At 27.2% G+C, this 15,459-nt stretch carries 11 protein-coding genes, 1 pseudogene and 1 riboswitch; of the genes and pseudogenes, 5 read left to right on the top strand and 7 right to left on the bottom strand.

All coding sequences use genetic code 11. From position 1 onward, the window contains the following. The first annotated feature begins 123 nt into the window (after nt 1-123). Nucleotides 124-750 carry a transposase gene (locus tag X275_RS00300; protein WP_047266995.1) on the top strand — a complete coding sequence of 209 codons (627 nt, stop codon included), beginning with the start codon at nt 124-126 and terminating at the stop codon, nt 748-750. Between the two features lie 110 nt (nt 751-860). Here the strand turns inward: X275_RS00300 and X275_RS00295 are convergent, their stop codons facing one another. From X275_RS00295 to X275_RS00285, 3 genes are all read right to left on the bottom strand, one after another. After that, complete coding sequence (locus X275_RS00295; protein WP_047266994.1) at nt 861-2,048, bottom strand: polysialyltransferase family glycosyltransferase; 1,188 nt, start codon at nt 2,046-2,048, stop codon at nt 861-863. Nucleotides 2,049-2,277: 229 nt separating this feature from the next. After that, nucleotides 2,278-2,499 carry an ISL3 family transposase gene (locus X275_RS00290; protein WP_052913446.1) on the bottom strand — a complete coding sequence of 74 codons (222 nt, stop codon included), beginning with the start codon at nt 2,497-2,499 and terminating at the stop codon, nt 2,278-2,280. Nucleotides 2,500-2,987: 488 nt separating this feature from the next. Then, on the bottom strand, nt 2,988-4,304 hold the full coding sequence (locus X275_RS00285; protein WP_047266993.1) for an IS110 family transposase: 1,317 nt from the start codon (nt 4,302-4,304) through the stop codon (nt 2,988-2,990). Between the two features lie 488 nt (nt 4,305-4,792). Here X275_RS00285 and X275_RS11875 point away from each other — a divergent pair. Next, a pseudogene (locus tag X275_RS11875) lies at nt 4,793-4,945 on the top strand (TrpB-like pyridoxal phosphate-dependent enzyme); the annotation flags it as partial. Nucleotides 4,946-5,018: 73 nt separating this feature from the next. On the opposite strand, the gene X275_RS00280 reads toward X275_RS11875, so the two are convergent. From X275_RS00280 to X275_RS00270, 3 genes are all read right to left on the bottom strand, one after another. Beyond that, a complete protein-coding gene (locus X275_RS00280; protein ID WP_047266992.1) occupies nt 5,019-5,300 on the bottom strand; it encodes a MoaD/ThiS family protein in 282 nt (93 codons plus the stop codon). Then, on the bottom strand, nt 5,297-7,096 hold the full coding sequence (locus X275_RS00275) for an aldehyde ferredoxin oxidoreductase family protein (protein ID WP_047265504.1): 1,800 nt from the start codon (nt 7,094-7,096) through the stop codon (nt 5,297-5,299). Before X275_RS00275 ends, X275_RS00280 begins: the two co-directional genes overlap by 4 nt. A gap of 7 nt (nt 7,097-7,103) precedes the next feature. Further along, a riboswitch (molybdenum cofactor riboswitch) is annotated at nt 7,104-7,221 on the bottom strand. Between the two features lie 64 nt (nt 7,222-7,285). Then, complete coding sequence (locus tag X275_RS00270) at nt 7,286-9,190, bottom strand: molybdopterin biosynthesis protein (RefSeq protein ID WP_047266991.1); 1,905 nt, start codon at nt 9,188-9,190, stop codon at nt 7,286-7,288. A gap of 248 nt (nt 9,191-9,438) precedes the next feature. Here X275_RS00270 and X275_RS00265 point away from each other — a divergent pair, with 248 nt between their 5' ends. Together X275_RS00265 and X275_RS00260 are read left to right on the top strand one after the other, a co-directional pair. Beyond that, nucleotides 9,439-10,668, top strand: coding sequence for a molybdopterin molybdotransferase MoeA (locus tag X275_RS00265; protein WP_047266990.1), 1,230 nt, complete (start codon nt 9,439-9,441; stop codon nt 10,666-10,668). Between the two features lie 14 nt (nt 10,669-10,682). Next, nucleotides 10,683-11,771: a tungsten cofactor oxidoreductase radical SAM maturase gene (locus X275_RS00260; RefSeq protein ID WP_047266989.1), complete on the top strand. Its 1,089-nt coding sequence runs from the start codon at nt 10,683-10,685 to the stop codon at nt 11,769-11,771. Between the two features lie 42 nt (nt 11,772-11,813). Here X275_RS00260 and X275_RS00255 read toward each other — a convergent pair whose 3' ends face one another. Continuing rightward, entirely contained in the window at nt 11,814-12,578 is a 765-nt protein-coding gene (locus X275_RS00255) for a transposase (protein ID WP_047266988.1), read from the bottom strand. Nucleotides 12,579-12,742: 164 nt separating this feature from the next. Here X275_RS00255 and X275_RS00250 point away from each other — a divergent pair, with 164 nt between their 5' ends. Continuing rightward, nucleotides 12,743-15,457 (top strand): efflux RND transporter permease subunit, encoded by a 2,715-nt coding sequence (locus X275_RS00250; protein ID WP_084825043.1) that lies wholly within the window; start codon nt 12,743-12,745, stop codon nt 15,455-15,457. The last annotated feature ends 2 nt before the right edge of the window (nt 15,458-15,459 follow it).

Here is a 15,459-nt window from a genome sequence, read left to right as displayed (position 1 = left end):
TTAATTGGATATATAGTAATTTTCAATTATCTAAGACACATGCAACTATAGATGCTAATGTTATTAAGCCATGTAAAGATTCCAGATTAGGTATTGCTAAAGCTACTTTCAACAAAGAAGAATTTGGTTTTACAAATAACATCGCTTTGCGAAGTTATTGGAAATAAATCATATTATAATTATATTATAAATAAAATATTATTTCATAATATTTTAAAAGGTAAAGAATTTGGCAAAAAACTTTATTTATCATTAGATGCTAAAAATGATTTTGTTCTTGATTTTACTGTTGCAAAAGCTTCTATTCATGAATCAAATTTTTTTGATGTATTATTTGAATCAATAAAATCTTTTTCTAAAATTTTATTAGATGCAGCTTATGATTCTTATGATATTTTTTCAAAGATTAAATCTTCTGGTTCTATTCCTGTTATTGATTTAAATAAAAGAAATACTAAATATTATGAATCTTATAATAGATATGTTATGAAATCTTTTAGAATTGCTTTTAAGAATGATTATAAATTACGTTGGGAGATTGAAAGAGTTTATGGTATTATGGATATGTCTTTTGGTACTGAATATGTTTGGTATGTTAGAAATAGAAATTATTTGACTTTTGCTGGTATTACTGTTGTTTTATTCAATTTTATTGTTCTTTTTAATATTCTTCATAATTTACCTTTAAAAAAGATTTATAATTTTTTTGACTTTAGACTTTTTGGACAGGCTACTTCTTTATTCTTGTGATGTCATGTAATCAATGGAACTATGTATTCTTTTTCTGCTGTTATAGAATAATTCTATGTATTCAAATATTTTTATTATTCTTATATTTTTCCCTAGTTTTATCATTAATTTTAAACTGGTAAATTCATTATATTAATTATAAATTTATTTATTTCTTCATAAAAATTCTTCTCATAATTTATATAATATAATAATTGATTTTTCAAGTTTTCTAAATATTGTTCATCAAAATATTTATAATTTAAATTTTCTATATCTTTTGGTATAACCTTTCGTATTATATTTAATTCTTCCATATTATAAAATTTATTTAATGAATCTAAATATAAAGAAAAAACAGGTATTTTTTTTAGTACAAAATAAAACATTAAAGTACTAAAATGGGAAAATACAACATATATATCTATATCAGAAATTTCTTCTAAACTATCAATAAATACAATATTTCTTGTATTAAAAATTTCTTTAAGGCTTTTTATATCCGAGCTTGGATGTGGCTTTATAAGAAGATTTTTCTTATTGTTTGTTACAAATTTAATCATATATTTTGCCATATGGATAAATTCATTTTTGTCTATAATATTTGCCTCTACTAGAGGTTGATGTAAATATAAAATATTTTGTGATTTTTCATTATAAAAAATATTTATCTTTTTATTATCTGGATTTCCAACGATTCTTACTTTAGAAGAGTCGTATCCTTTTTTAGAAACAATAAGATTCTTATAAAATTTTCCAAAAACAGCCCCATAATCTGCATGTGTCTCTTCGCTTATTATACTAGGAGTAATGCTTTCAGTAGAAAAAAACATCTTTAATATTCGATTTAAAGATCTATTTTTTAATAATTCTTTAAAAGATACATTATTAAAATAAAATTTAAAATATTCTTTATATCTTAAAAATTTATCTTTAAATGACTTTATAATATATTTTGAGGTTTTACCTATCTTACCAGAAGGATATATTCCATGTTGAATATATAAAGTTTTTATATTTAATTTTCTAGCAGTAGTTATTATTTTAGAATTCATCAAAAATGCATCATCATACATTATTATTAAATCAGGCGATAAATTAGTAAGTATTTTTCTCAAACTTTTTGTTTTAAAATAATTTATATCAAAAACAGTTGCTATTTCTAAATAATTTTTTTTAAATGGTAAAGTTTTTTTTTCAATAGAATCAAAAACAAGTACATTATGTTGTATTCTTTTCTTTATAAAAGATTTTATTATTTCTTTAGTTAAATAATTTATATGTTCGGATAAGTAATTTATGTATAAAATTTTTTTCATTATTTATACCCCTCTTATAATTAGTATAGAATAATTAATAATTATATTATTATTATTATTATTATTATTATTATTATTATTATTATTATATTGGTTTAAGTATCTTTAGGTATATATTTTAATATTAATATAGGGTGTATTCTCTAAAAAGTCAAGAGATGTATTTGTCAAGTGAATAGTGGTTCTTTCCAAAGTTACTTGAATAAACTGTGATTATGCTTAGATTAGTTTAATTATGTTCAATCAACAGAATTTTATTTTTTAATGTTTCAAATTTACATCTTCCATACATCATTCTTTTTATTAATTTTATTTTGTTTATTTTTCCCTCTGCTAAGCCATTACTATATTCATATTTTATTGCGTTTTCTACTGCTACTATGTCTAGTTTTATTCCATTTATGAAACACTGTATCCCTTGAATAGAACTTTTTTCATATTTTTTATCCAATTATGTAATTTTTCTGTGCTTTTGGAAAATAGCACTTTTTTGAATTCTTTTACTGCTTCATATATTTCTTTTAGATATTCATATTTGTCAGTTATTTTGTCTATTATTTCTTCTGTTAATTCTTTTATTTTGTTTATTGGTTTATATAGATGTTGAATTATACTTTTTCTTTTTATTGTTTGTATGTTTTCTCTTTCTATGTAATTATTTTTTTGTTCTGGTCGTATTTTTCTTGTATGAATGCTTACCAGTCCATAACTACCTTTGTATCCTTCTTTTTTTAATTCGTTATATATTTGTATTTTAGGGTGTATTTTCTAAAAGAATAAGAAGATAAAATTAAAAATATGTTACGGAATATTTTAGAGAATTTTTAAAATTATCCCATTATTACAGCAAAAATCATCGCTGCAATTGTTTAGAAAAATTATAATTTTTATATAAGTTAATTTTAAAATTATAAATTTGAATATTAGTAGATTAAATGATTATGCATTTTTTAATATTCTTGATCTAAAATATTTATAGTCAAATACTGTATTATTAGTCCATAACGTATATACTAATTCAGCTAATTTTCTTGCTATAGCGATTTCAGCCACTTTTTTATGTTTTCCTCTTTTAATTAAATCATGGTATTTTTTTCGATATTCTGGCATTAATTTTAAAACTCTCTCAGCCCATAATGTAAATATATGTCTTAAGTGTTTGTTACCTTTTTTCGATATTTTTTTGTTTCTTTTATATTTACCAGATTGAGATACTGTAGGATCAAGTCCTATGTATGAAACGAAATGTTTTTTAGTTTTAAAACGAGTAATATCACCTACTTCTGATATTATTGTAAATGGAGTTACTAATTCACCTGAACCTGGGATTGAAGTTATTGCTTTATATGCCTGAATATACTTATTTTCTATTTTATTATTATCATTATCGTTATTGTTATTATTTTTATCACTGTTATTGTTACTATTGTTATTACTATCGCTATTGTCAGGAACAGTATTTATTTCATTAATATCGAGAGTGTTAAGTAGTTCATTTGAAATTCTTTGTATTTCTTTTTCTAATATTTCTATCTGTTCCATATGATTCTTAATTAATTCTACTTTTGATTTGATTATTATAGCAGAAGTATCATGTTCTATTCCTATTGAATGTTTTAAATCATTTATCACATCTAATGCTTTTTCTTTATTCCATTTTTTAGTTGAAGCAAGTAAATTTATGACTTTTCTTTTGTGCTTCATTATTGATTTCAATGTAGGATATCTTGATAATAATTTTAGTAAAACAGGAGATTTCATATCTAAGAAATGCTTTAATAATTCAGGCATATATAATTTTAAATCATCTTTTAATCGCACCTGTAAAGCAGTAAAAGTTTTAACAATTGATTTTCTTGCTCTAAGTAAATTTCTTAACTCTAAAACTAAATCCTCAGGTTCAGATGATTTAATTACATAATCGCTTAATAAATATACAGCTTTAGCAATGTTTTTAGCATCGATCTTATCAGTTTTTGAATGGCTAAATGCTCTCATGAAATTCTTGAGAGAATATGGGTGTAATACCAGAATATCAATACCTCTTTTGTTTAAAAATTGTTTTAAAGGAATATGATAGGTGCCAGTAGCTTCCATTGCTATCATATACTCATCTTTAATGTGTTTAACAACTTTTAGAAGAAATTTATTAAAACCATCATATGACTGTTCGAAAACAAAGTGTTTAAACTTTTTACCATCAAAAGTAGCAACATCAAATTTTTTTGATGCGATATCAATTCCTACTGTAATCATATGGAATACCTCCTTTCGCCATATGACCGTGCTTTGTACAAGCTTAACGCTTAATTCTCTAAAACATGCTAAAAGGAGTTGATAACTACACCCTTCAAGCTTCTAAAGCTTAGTCCAAAAAAACTATCTATTCCATATGTGCAACAAAACTTTATCCATCAAATTTAGTTGTTACATTATTATTATATATCAAATTATGATATTTTTCTATTTTAATTATACACGGTCCAATTAGCAAAGTAAGCGAAAACTCGAAAATTGCCTGAAAAAATAGCATATGAAGCCGGTCAATTTTGCATGGATGCAAAATTGAGTGAAGCCGAATATGGATGTGAGTCTGATACGACCGGCGAAAATATGCTATTTTTGAAGATTAGCAATTAAGGTTTGAGCAACTTTACTTTTTGGACACCCTTTATAATTTTTCTAGAATGAAATATAATTAAGGCTCTCTTCCAAAAAGAGTGGAAAAAAAGGGATAATATCAGATGAGAAAACATCTCATAAATCTTTTTGGAGGTAAGGTAACACCAAGCCAGAGTTTAGATACTAATTTTGGTAAAAAAATGTTAGATATAGATAAAGAAAATCCAGGTAGTCTTGGAATAGCTATAAGTGAAGCTTTAGAAGTTGTATTTAGTAAAAATAAAGCTGCTTTTATGTTTTTGCATTTTGAAATTATAACTATATTATGCCACCATTGTCATAACAATATTATCCCCCACCTGCTGGAGGAAATATTGAAATCATACCTTCTTCTACCACCGTGTTTAATCCGTTAATATGCAATATGTTTTTCCCATTTATTAAGATCATTGTTCCAGTTTTTATTTTTTTACCTTCTACTAAATATTCTCTAACCTTTTTATCATTAAATTTTTCAACAAGTATATTTATTAATTCGTCTACTATAATTGGTTTATCCAAATTTAAAGTTAAAGAAGCTACTCCGAGATATAATCTCAGAGTAGCAAAAAATTTGATTTCTACTTTCATATTATCTTTAACTCCTTAAGTTTTTCTTCTGTTGGTTTCCCTTCTTTATTCCAACCTCTAATTTCATAATATTTTGGCAATAATTGTTCCAAATGAACTACTTGACCTTTATTTGGACCTTCTTTTACTGGTTCTTTAAGTAATCTCTTTGGTAATGTGTCTTGCGATGGATCTATACCAGCTTCCAGATTAAATTTTCTTTCTAAATTCCATATTCTTTCACCTATTTTTAATAATTCTTCCGTTGATAAATCCCAGCCTAACGCAGCATTTATTAAATCTCTGTAGTCGTCTGCTCCAAGTGCAAATGATGTAAATAAACATAACCCTCCAGCATCTATTACTGCAGTTAAATCCTGAAAAGCCTTAACCCATGCAGCCTTCCCATCGAGCACTTGTGGATCTAATTTTTCTGGTGCTCCTAATATTTCTGGAGAAATCATATATCCTCTTACATGACATCCTCCTCTATTACTTGTTGCATATTCTAATCCATGTCCTTGAGCCCCTCTTGGATCATATGCAGGTATTTCCTGTTTTTTAACTGTCATTGAAAATTCTGGATGACCATAACTTTCAGCGAATCTATATGATCCTTCAGCTAATTTATCTCCAATACCTTCACGCATACCAATTTGCTTTGTGTAAAATACAATTGCTTCGGAACTTCCAAATTTTAATTCTGGTCCATTATTCAACTCTTCTTTTTTAATAATACCTTTTTCATACATTTCCATAGCACAGGCAATTGTAGCTCCAGCAGATATTGTATCTAAACCATATTGATTACATAGATGATTTGCTTCTACGATAGCAATTAAATCTGAAACTCCACAATCCGCACCAAAGGCCCAACCTGTTTCGTATTCAGGACCTTCAGTTTCAATTCCATTAGGTAATGTAACTCTTCTTCCACAGGCTATTGGACAGCCAAAACATGGCATATTTTTAATTAAATAGCCTTTTTCAACTAATGCTTCACCTGAAATTTCATCTGTAAGTTCAAATACAGAATCTTGAAAATTATTTGTTGGATAAAGTCCGTTTTGATTTATTATATTATCCAAAACTTTAGTTCCTAATTTTGGTAATCCCTCACCTGTAATACCATTTTCTTTAAGTTTCTTTACTTTTTCTTTTACAACTTCCATAAATCTGGCAGGATCTTTTACAGATGGTCTATTTTTTCCTCTAACAACAATACCTTTTAAATTCTTACTTCCCATTACAGCACCAACGCCTGTTCTTCCGGCTGCTCTATGTTTATCATTCATTATTGCAGCAAATTTTACCAATTTTTCACCGGCCGGTCCAATGCAGGCAACTCTTGCCTTTTTGTCGCCAAATTCTTCCAACATTTTATCAGTAGTTTCAAATACATCCTTTCCCCATAAATGTTCTGCATCTTTAATTTCTGCATGTTCATTATTAATTGATAAATAAACGGGCTTCTCAGATTTTCCCTCAACAATTATCATGTCATAACCTGCAAACTTTAATTCAGCCCCAAAATACCCTCCTGAGTTGCTTGATGCAATAGTCCCTGTTAACGGACCTTTTGTTACAACCATGTATCTTCCCCCAGTAGGTGCTGCTGTTCCTGTTAATGGTCCTGTAGCAAAAAATAGCTTGTTTTCAGGTGAAAGAGGATCGATTTCCGGGCCTACTTCATCATAAAACATTTTTGTTGCAAGACCTCTTCCGCCTAAATATAACTCTGCATCTTTAGGCAACTCCTCAACTTTCACACTTCCTTCTGTTAAATTAACTCTTAAAATTTTGCCATTAAAAGACATTTTACCCCTCCTTTTTATTCTCCTTCCTTTCCAAACACGGGAGGCATAACCGTTTCCAGTTATACCCATTGGCCTTTTACCATGGCATATGCTTTAGGTATAAAGGCTCGGAAGGGGTATTGCCCAATAATATTTTATCACAAAAATTAATAATTAATCAATTAAAATTTAATTTTTTGAAAAACGTATTTATAATATTTCTCCTGTATTTTTCAATATATATCCACCAAGTTTTTCTGCTTCTTTTTTAAATTCTTCTGAAGTGATTATTTTCATTACAAGATTATATCTTTCATCATTCAAAAATGATTCGTGAATTAATAAATCATATCTTTCTAAAGCCACAGGAATGAAATCCAGATCATATATTTTAGCTGCAGCTCTAATCCCCAAACCAACATCAGCCATATTTTTTTTGATTTTTAAGGCAAGATTTACATGAGAATATTCTTCGTCAGCATAACCGTGTATATTTTCTGGAGAGATGTTATTTTTTCCCAGATAATAATCCAACAAAATTCGTGTGCCGGCTGTCTTTTGCCTGTTTATATACCTGATTCCATTTTTTGTTAGATCTTCAAAATTCTTAATATTTTTTGGATTACCTTTTTGAACAATAAATCCCTGTTCTCTGTATGATAAATTTACCAGTGTAAATTTATCTAAATAATCTTTTATATAACTGATATTATATTTTCCCGTTTCTGGATCAAGCAAATGCATTCCTGCAAGATGCGCATATCCCTTCGCTATTGATATTATCCCACCCAGACTTCCTACGTTGGCAGAAACAATATTTATGTCTTTATCATATATTTTTACAAAATCAGCCAGTAAATCTATTAATAAATCATGACTTCCTATAATTAAAATATTTTTGTCTATTAATTTTTTTTCTCTTTTTAATTGTATTTTTACTTTTTCGCCATTCTCTAAAACTTCTATACCTTTATCTATATAAACGATTCCATCTTGTTTAGAAACAGCAGAAATATTAGCCGCTCCTCTTTTTAAAGGTATTGCTACATATTTATTTTTAACCTTTCCAATCCCAACTCTCAAATATTCTTTTTCTGTAATTGATGAATGTATTCTTTTTCCTGAAATTCCATTTACAAACTGATTATCATAATAAATTTCCATTTTGGACTTTTTTAATATCAATGGTTTTATTATATCTTCTAAAATTATATTACACGAAACAGGGAAACCTGGAAGACCAATTATGGGTTTTCCTTTTATTATTCCTAAAATAGCAGGTTTTCCAGGTTTAATATTTAATCCATGTATAATAACTCTGCCAGCTTCATTTATCGCATAATATGTAAAATCTTTTGAACCTGCAGAAGAACCTGCATTTAATAATATCAAATCGTAATTTTCAATTTTTGAAATAATAGTATTTTTGATAATTTCGAAATCATCTGGCAAAATTTCATTGACATTAACCTCTGCATTGAATTTTTCTATATAATTTTTTATCATTAATGAATTAGTTTCTGGTATTTGAAACTCTTCTGTTTTTTTCTCTGGTTCAACAATTTCATTTCCTGTTGGAATAAGTAAAACTTTTAATTTTTTTATCACAGGTACTTCAAAAACTTTAGCCATTAGGAGGAATGAAATATCAGATTCTGTTAGTGTATGATATCTTGGAAACAGCATTTCACCAACACAAATATCTTCTCCTACTTTTCTTACATCTTTATACGGAAAAACACTATTTCGTATTTTAATTCTGGTTTCATCTAAAATTTCAACATTTTCGATCATTATCACTGCGTCATATGGCTGGATTATTGGAAAACCTGTATTTATGTATTCAAAATCCTTTCCTTTTTCTAAAATTATTGGATTTGATTCTGTTGCACCATATGTTTTTTTACTTATAACAGCTACACCATCCATTGCGCTACTATTGTATGATGGTACATTTTCATTTGCAAAAATTGGTTTCCCTGTAACTCTATTAAATGCATTTCTTGAATGTATAATTTCTACATCATCATTTGAAAAATAATATTTTAATTCCTTAAAATAAATACTAATAGCTTCTTCTAAATCTTTTTTATTTAAATAAAAACGTCTTTTCAAAATTCCACCCCCTGAAAAAATCTTTTTATTTTTAATTATACAATAAAATGACAAAAAAATAAACTTTATTTTTATTTTAATTTTCGTGAGAAAAAATACAGGATTTTGTAAAAAAAATGAAAAATGATATAATTCAAAATAGAAGTATTTTTATTGCATATAAAGAATTAAGATAAATGATTGTATTTTTAAAAAAAATTTGGTGAAAATCTATTCCTTTATTTGAAAATTATTGAGGAGGTAATTTCATGAAAAAAAGATTCCAGAAGTTTGTTCCAAGAACAGAAATATATGAAAATTTCATATCTAAATTGAATTTTTATGGAGAAACTTTTGAATTAAATACAGAAGACACAATAGGATTTGCAAGTGCAGATGATATATATTCTCCAGAAAACTTGCCTGGATTTGATAAATCAACAATAGATGGATATGCAGTATTTGCAGAAGATACATTTGGCGCAAGTGACGGCAATCCTGCGTTTTTAAAGGTTGTTGGAGAGGTTTTTATGGGTGAAGAGTATAGTGAAGAGATAAAATCCGGAGAATGCGTGAAAATTCCAACAGGAGGTATGTTGCCCAAAGGGGCAAATGCATGTGTTATGGTTGAAAATACGAATCAAATTGGAAAAAGAGTTGAAATATATAAATCTGTAGCTCCTGGAGAAAATGTTTTAAAAAAAGACGAAGACGTAAAAAAGGGTAATATTATAATTTCAAAAGGTGAAATAATTAATATTGGACATGTTCACAATTTAATGAGTTTAGGAATAACAAAAATAAAAGTTTATAAAAAACCCATAGTATGTATTGTGCCAACTGGTGATGAAGTTGTAGAACCATCAGTTTCTAGAAAAAAAACTCAAATAAGAGATGGAAATTCTTACACATTAATGGCATGGTTAACAAGTAAGGGATATCAGGCAAAAAGGTATAAATTAGTAAAAGATAATCCGGATGAATTTAAAGAAGCTGTCAAATGGGGACTTGAAAATGGAGATGTTGTGGTAATTTCTGGTGGAAGTTCATTAGGAGCAAGAGATTATTCTTTATCTACAATAGAATATTTTGGTGAAGTGTTTTATAATGGTGTTCAGGTAAAACCGGGTAAACCTGTTATTTTTGGAAAAACAGATGAAAAAGTTATTTTAGGTCTTCCAGGAAATCCAACATCATTTATTGTAAGTTCATATTTATTTTTATTTCCAATATTGAAAAAGATAACTGGATATAAAGAATATTTACCGCAAATTTCAAATTATGTTAGAGTTTCTACGAATGTTCCATCTGTTCAAGGTAGAGAAAGATTTATTTTTGCGAAACTAGAAAACAGAGAAAACGAATTTATAGCTCATCCTATTCTTGGTGAATCTGGCATAGCTTCTCCTTTTAGAATGTCAGATGGAATTATAAGGATTCCCCTTGGCAAAGAAGGACTTTATAAAGATGAGATTTGTGAATTCTATAGTTTAAAATAGTGGGAGATGGAAAAGTGAAAAAAGAGTATATTTTTGAAATGAATTCTGCTCAATTAATTTTAAAACCAAAATTAAACTTGAAAAAAATATATTTAGAACTTTCATCTAGATGCAATCTTAATTGTCCTATGTGTTTTAAAAATACATTTACTGACTCAGAAGGGATTATGACAAAGGATATTTTTGAAAAAGTTATGAACGATTTAAAAGATTTTTCTGATGTTGATCATGTTGTTTTTGGAGGTATTGGGGAATGTACAATGAACCCACATTTTTTTTATATGGTGAAAAAGGTAAAAGATGCTGGATATATGTTAACAATAACAACCAATGGATATTTTTTGAATGATTGGCAGTTAGTGAAATTAATAAATTTAAAAGTAGATGAAATAATAATTTCTGTTGAAACGGGTGATGTAGGTCATCCGAGTTTTAAATACGTTAGAAAATTACTTGAAAAAATTGATAATATAAAAAAAATGCAGGGAACAGGAAAACCAGCATTATCAATAGAAACTGTATTAACCGAAAAAAATTATAATGATTTTAAAGATATCATTCAAGCGCTTTTGCCATATGGTATTAGAAAAGTGGTAATTTCAAACATACTTCCTGTATATGAACATTTTCTTGGCTTAGAATTGTATAAAGAGGATGATAAGGAAAAAGATATAAGGTTAAGAAAACAAATTTCAGATGCTGTAACAGCAAAAGTTAGTGCAATAATTCCTAATTTTAGATTAAAAACTGAAAGACATTGTAATTTTATAGAGAATAATTCAACTGTTATCAGATGGGACGGGGAAGTTGTACCTTGCTATAGATTTTTACATAATGGCATAGAATATGTATACGGTCAAAAAAAAGAAATAAAATCTTATTCTTTTGGAAATATTTTAAAGGAAAAACTTTCGAATATCTGGATATCAAAAGATTATTCCTGGTTTAGGTATAAAGTAAAAAATGCACTTTTCCCCTCTTGCACAGATTGTGATTTAAAAAACGGATGTCAATTTGTCGAATCAACAGAACAGGATTGCTGGGGAAATACACCATCCTGTGCAGATTGTGTATGGTGGAGAAATATAATATTATGTCCATAAATAATTTTTATATCATTTGAAGACTATATTTAAAGGTTCCAGTTATTCTGGAATCTCTTCATTTGATTTTAGTAATTCCATAAAAATCAAAAAAAGATTTTCACTTCCAGAAGTTTGAATGACATATGATTGAGCGAGGGTAAAAAGCAATGTGTGTCTATTAGAAATTTTTCCACGTAAAATTTTTTCTGAAAAATGCTTGATATAATTATGCAATTCTTTTCTCGCTTCTTTAAGATTTATTTTTTTTGATTTCTTTTCCAGACTTTTAATAACCTTTTCAGAGAAAACTATATATAAATCATATCCATGTATATTTTTGAATATATACAATCTTCCGAGTTTTTCATTGGTTATATTTTCTAATTCTTCTATATACAACTCTTCTATATATTTTAACTCAATATCATTATTTTTAAATCTTATACCAATTGAAAATTTTTCTTTGACTTTGTCTATCCCAAAAATTTTCTTTATAAACCTTTTTAAAAGCAGTTTCCTGATCTTTAAAACAGTATTATATGAAACTTTTAGATCTTCAGAGATTCTTTTTAGCATCTTCCCTTTAGCAAGTTCATGTATTATTTTTATAAATTTCAAAGGCTTTATTCTTATATCTTTAAAAATACTCTCATTATATTTAGACCATTCTCTTCTACATGATTTGCACTTAAAATGATTTCTTCTAATTGAATAAATTTCTTTGCAACCACAATATGGACATTCTTTTTTTAATTTTAAAACACCAATCTCCATTAAAAACTCTTCAGCTTTTTTATCATCTTTTATCTTATCTACTATTATCATTTCAATACTCCTTTCATCCCTTTCTATATATATTTTACCACATTAATTAAGTCTTAATTATTTGCCACCAAAAAATTCTTTATTTTTAAACACTAATGAAACAAATAAGGGGTATAAATACAAACGTAAAACTATTCAATATTTGCCACCAAATATAAGGAGGAATGAAAATGCAGTTAAACAGCAAAAAAGCTTCTGTTATAGTTGTCTCTATGTTAATATTAACAGCTTTTTTTAGTATCTATGCTTCAAAAGTTAGCGTAAGGGACAACATTTCAAGTTATGTACCAAAGAACGATCCAGACAAATTAATTTATGACGAAGTCGCAGATAGGTTTGGATTAAACGGTATGATTTTGACAGCAGTGAAATACGACGATGTTTATAAACATTTTGATGAAATTTATAGACTAACTGAAACATTAAAAAAACTAGATGTTGTGGATAATGTTATATCACCAGTAAATGCCCCAAGAATAAGTACCACAGAAGATGGAGACATTTCTGTTGGAAATCTTAAATCAACATATGATTTTTCAGATAAGAATTCATACGAACCTGAATTATTAAAAAAAGAGCTTAAAAATGATGAAATGATAAAAGGAAAATTTATTTCTGAAAATGGGAAAAGCGTATTATTTGCTATAGGATTAAAGAAAAATGTAGAAGAAAAATCAGCAGGCTTAAAAGTGGAAAATGTCTTTAAAAATGAAAATGTTGATTATTATATCTTTGGAACGGCTATTGCCAACAGAGAAATAGAAGAAATAGTAAAGGATAATCTTTTAAAACTTATACCTATTGTTTTAATTCTCGTTATGGGAGTACTTTATTTTAGTTACAAAAATATAGCTGGCGTTTTATTACCAATTATTTCTGTATTGCTTGCAGATATATGGACAGTTGGAATAATGGAATTACTTGGAATAGATTTTAATATAACAACATCAGCCGTGCCTATAGCGGTAGTTGGTATAGGAACTGCATATTCAATACATATAATAAGCAAATATTATGAAGAATTGCATAGAGGTATTTCTGCCGAAGAAGCAGTAAATGAAACATTAAAACATGTTGGAACTGCTGTTATTTTAAGTGCATTTACTACAATTGCTGGATTTTTATCTTTGTTGACTGCTGACCTAACACCAGTGTGGCAACTTGGTATCTTTACTTCTCTTGGTATAGCTTTGGCTTTATTAATGGCAACAGTATTTGTTCCATCAATGCTTATAATCTTTAAACCTAAATCAAAAATAAATCTCTCTGAAGACGGTGAAAGCCATATTTTAAAATATATAACAGAAAAACTGGTTCATCATAGATCTCTCACACTTTCATTGATTATAGGAGTTGTTTTAATTACAACATTCTTTATTCCAAAAATCAAATCAGATATGCAAATTGAAAATTTTATGAGCGAAAAAACAAAGATGGTTCAGAGTTCTAAATTTTTAAGAGAAAACTTTGGAGGTAATGATTATATATTTGTAGATTTTATTGCAAAAAATGAAAATAATTTTAGAGACTTTTATTTTAATAGAGCTATAAGAGATGTATCTGAATTCTCTAAAAATTATGAAATAATTTCACAGGTTACAAATATTGGAGATGTTGTTGCCAATTTAACAGAAGGATTTACCGGCATAAAATATATCCCAGGTTCTAATTCAGCCATGGAGCAAGATTATATGTTGATTGAAGGCAGCGAAGGTATAGATAAGATACTTTCTGAAGAAGCAAATGAATCAATTTCTCAAATGATGGTAAACACAAAAAGTTTTAGCAAGGTAAAAATATTTGAAAAAGAATTAAAGAACTATATTAATGAAAATATACTAACAGAATACACAATTAAAGAATTTGATATAGACAATACCGAACATGTAAAAGCATTTGAAAATGAAATAAAGGAATTTATTATTTCAAGAAAAGGCAAATATATATCACAGATAACAGATCTATTTATAAAAACAAAAAAAATAAATATAGAAAATATAATAAATGAACTTGATAAAAACTATATTTTAAAGTTATTTAACAAATATCTTGAAGAATATGGTGAAGAACCAATCAGCATAAAAACATTTGAAAATTACTTAAATGGAAAAGAAGTAGATGAATATATTTCAGAATATTATGAATACTTTATATATGATTACGAACCCACATTAAGAGCAAATTATGTAGAAACAAAATTGAAAAATATGGATTTAGGCATTTCAAATGCTCAAATAAAAGAACTTTCACAATATGTAAATGATGAAGAAGTTCCAATTCCTGGAGGAAAAAGAATTTTAAATGTTAGAATTACGGGAATTCCAGTTCTTACAAACAAAGTAAATGATATGGTATTTGAAAATCAAAAAGAAAGTATGATGCTTGCATATGTTCTTGTATTTATATTATTTGCTTTGCAAATGCATTCCATTATATTGGGATTACTCGCATTAATACCTATTACTTTAACAATAATTGTAAATTTTGGAATTATGGGAATTACCGGAATTTCGTTAAATGCTGCAACAGTAACAATTGCATCAATAACAATAGGAACAGGTATTGATTATACTATCCATTATCTTACAAGATTTAAAAAAGAGTATAGATTAAGTAAAGATAAATTTAAAGCTTCTGTAAGAACATCTGCAACATCTGGAAGAGCAATAGTTATAAATTCTCTTGCAGTAATCTTAGGTTTCGCAACATTTATCTTTTCTGAAATAGGAATGTTGAGTCAATTTGGAATTCTAACAGCTACAGCTATGCTTGTTGCCCCAATTTTAACATTAACAATATTCCCTATATTGATGACTATGCTAAATAATAATCTTTTAAATAAATTTTCAAAAGATTCTATTTTAAAACAAAAAAAGTGAGG

This window comes from Marinitoga sp. 1197, assembly GCF_001021165.1.
Lineage (GTDB): Bacteria > Thermotogota > Thermotogae > Petrotogales > Petrotogaceae > Marinitoga.
This window is presented reverse-complemented; position numbering and strand designations above follow the sequence as displayed.

Bases quoted from the DNA above. Each gene is read 5' to 3' on its own strand.
- X275_RS00285 (WP_047266993.1), bottom strand. From the start codon at position 4,304: ATGATTACAGTAGGAATTGATATCGCATCAAAAAAATTTGATGTTGCT.
- X275_RS00265 (WP_047266990.1), top strand. From the start codon at position 9,439: ATGAAAAAAAGATTCCAGAAGTTTGTTCCAAGAACAGAAATATATGAA.
- X275_RS00295 (WP_047266994.1), bottom strand. From the start codon at position 2,048: ATGAAAAAAATTTTATACATAAATTACTTATCCGAACATATAAATTAT.
- X275_RS00250 (WP_084825043.1), top strand. From the start codon at position 12,743: ATGAAAATGCAGTTAAACAGCAAAAAAGCTTCTGTTATAGTTGTCTCT.
- X275_RS00280 (WP_047266992.1), bottom strand. From the start codon at position 5,300: ATGAAAGTAGAAATCAAATTTTTTGCTACTCTGAGATTATATCTCGGA.
- X275_RS00255 (WP_047266988.1), bottom strand. From the start codon at position 12,578: ATGATAATAGTAGATAAGATAAAAGATGATAAAAAAGCTGAAGAGTTT.
- X275_RS00275 (WP_047265504.1), bottom strand. From the start codon at position 7,096: ATGTCTTTTAATGGCAAAATTTTAAGAGTTAATTTAACAGAAGGAAGT.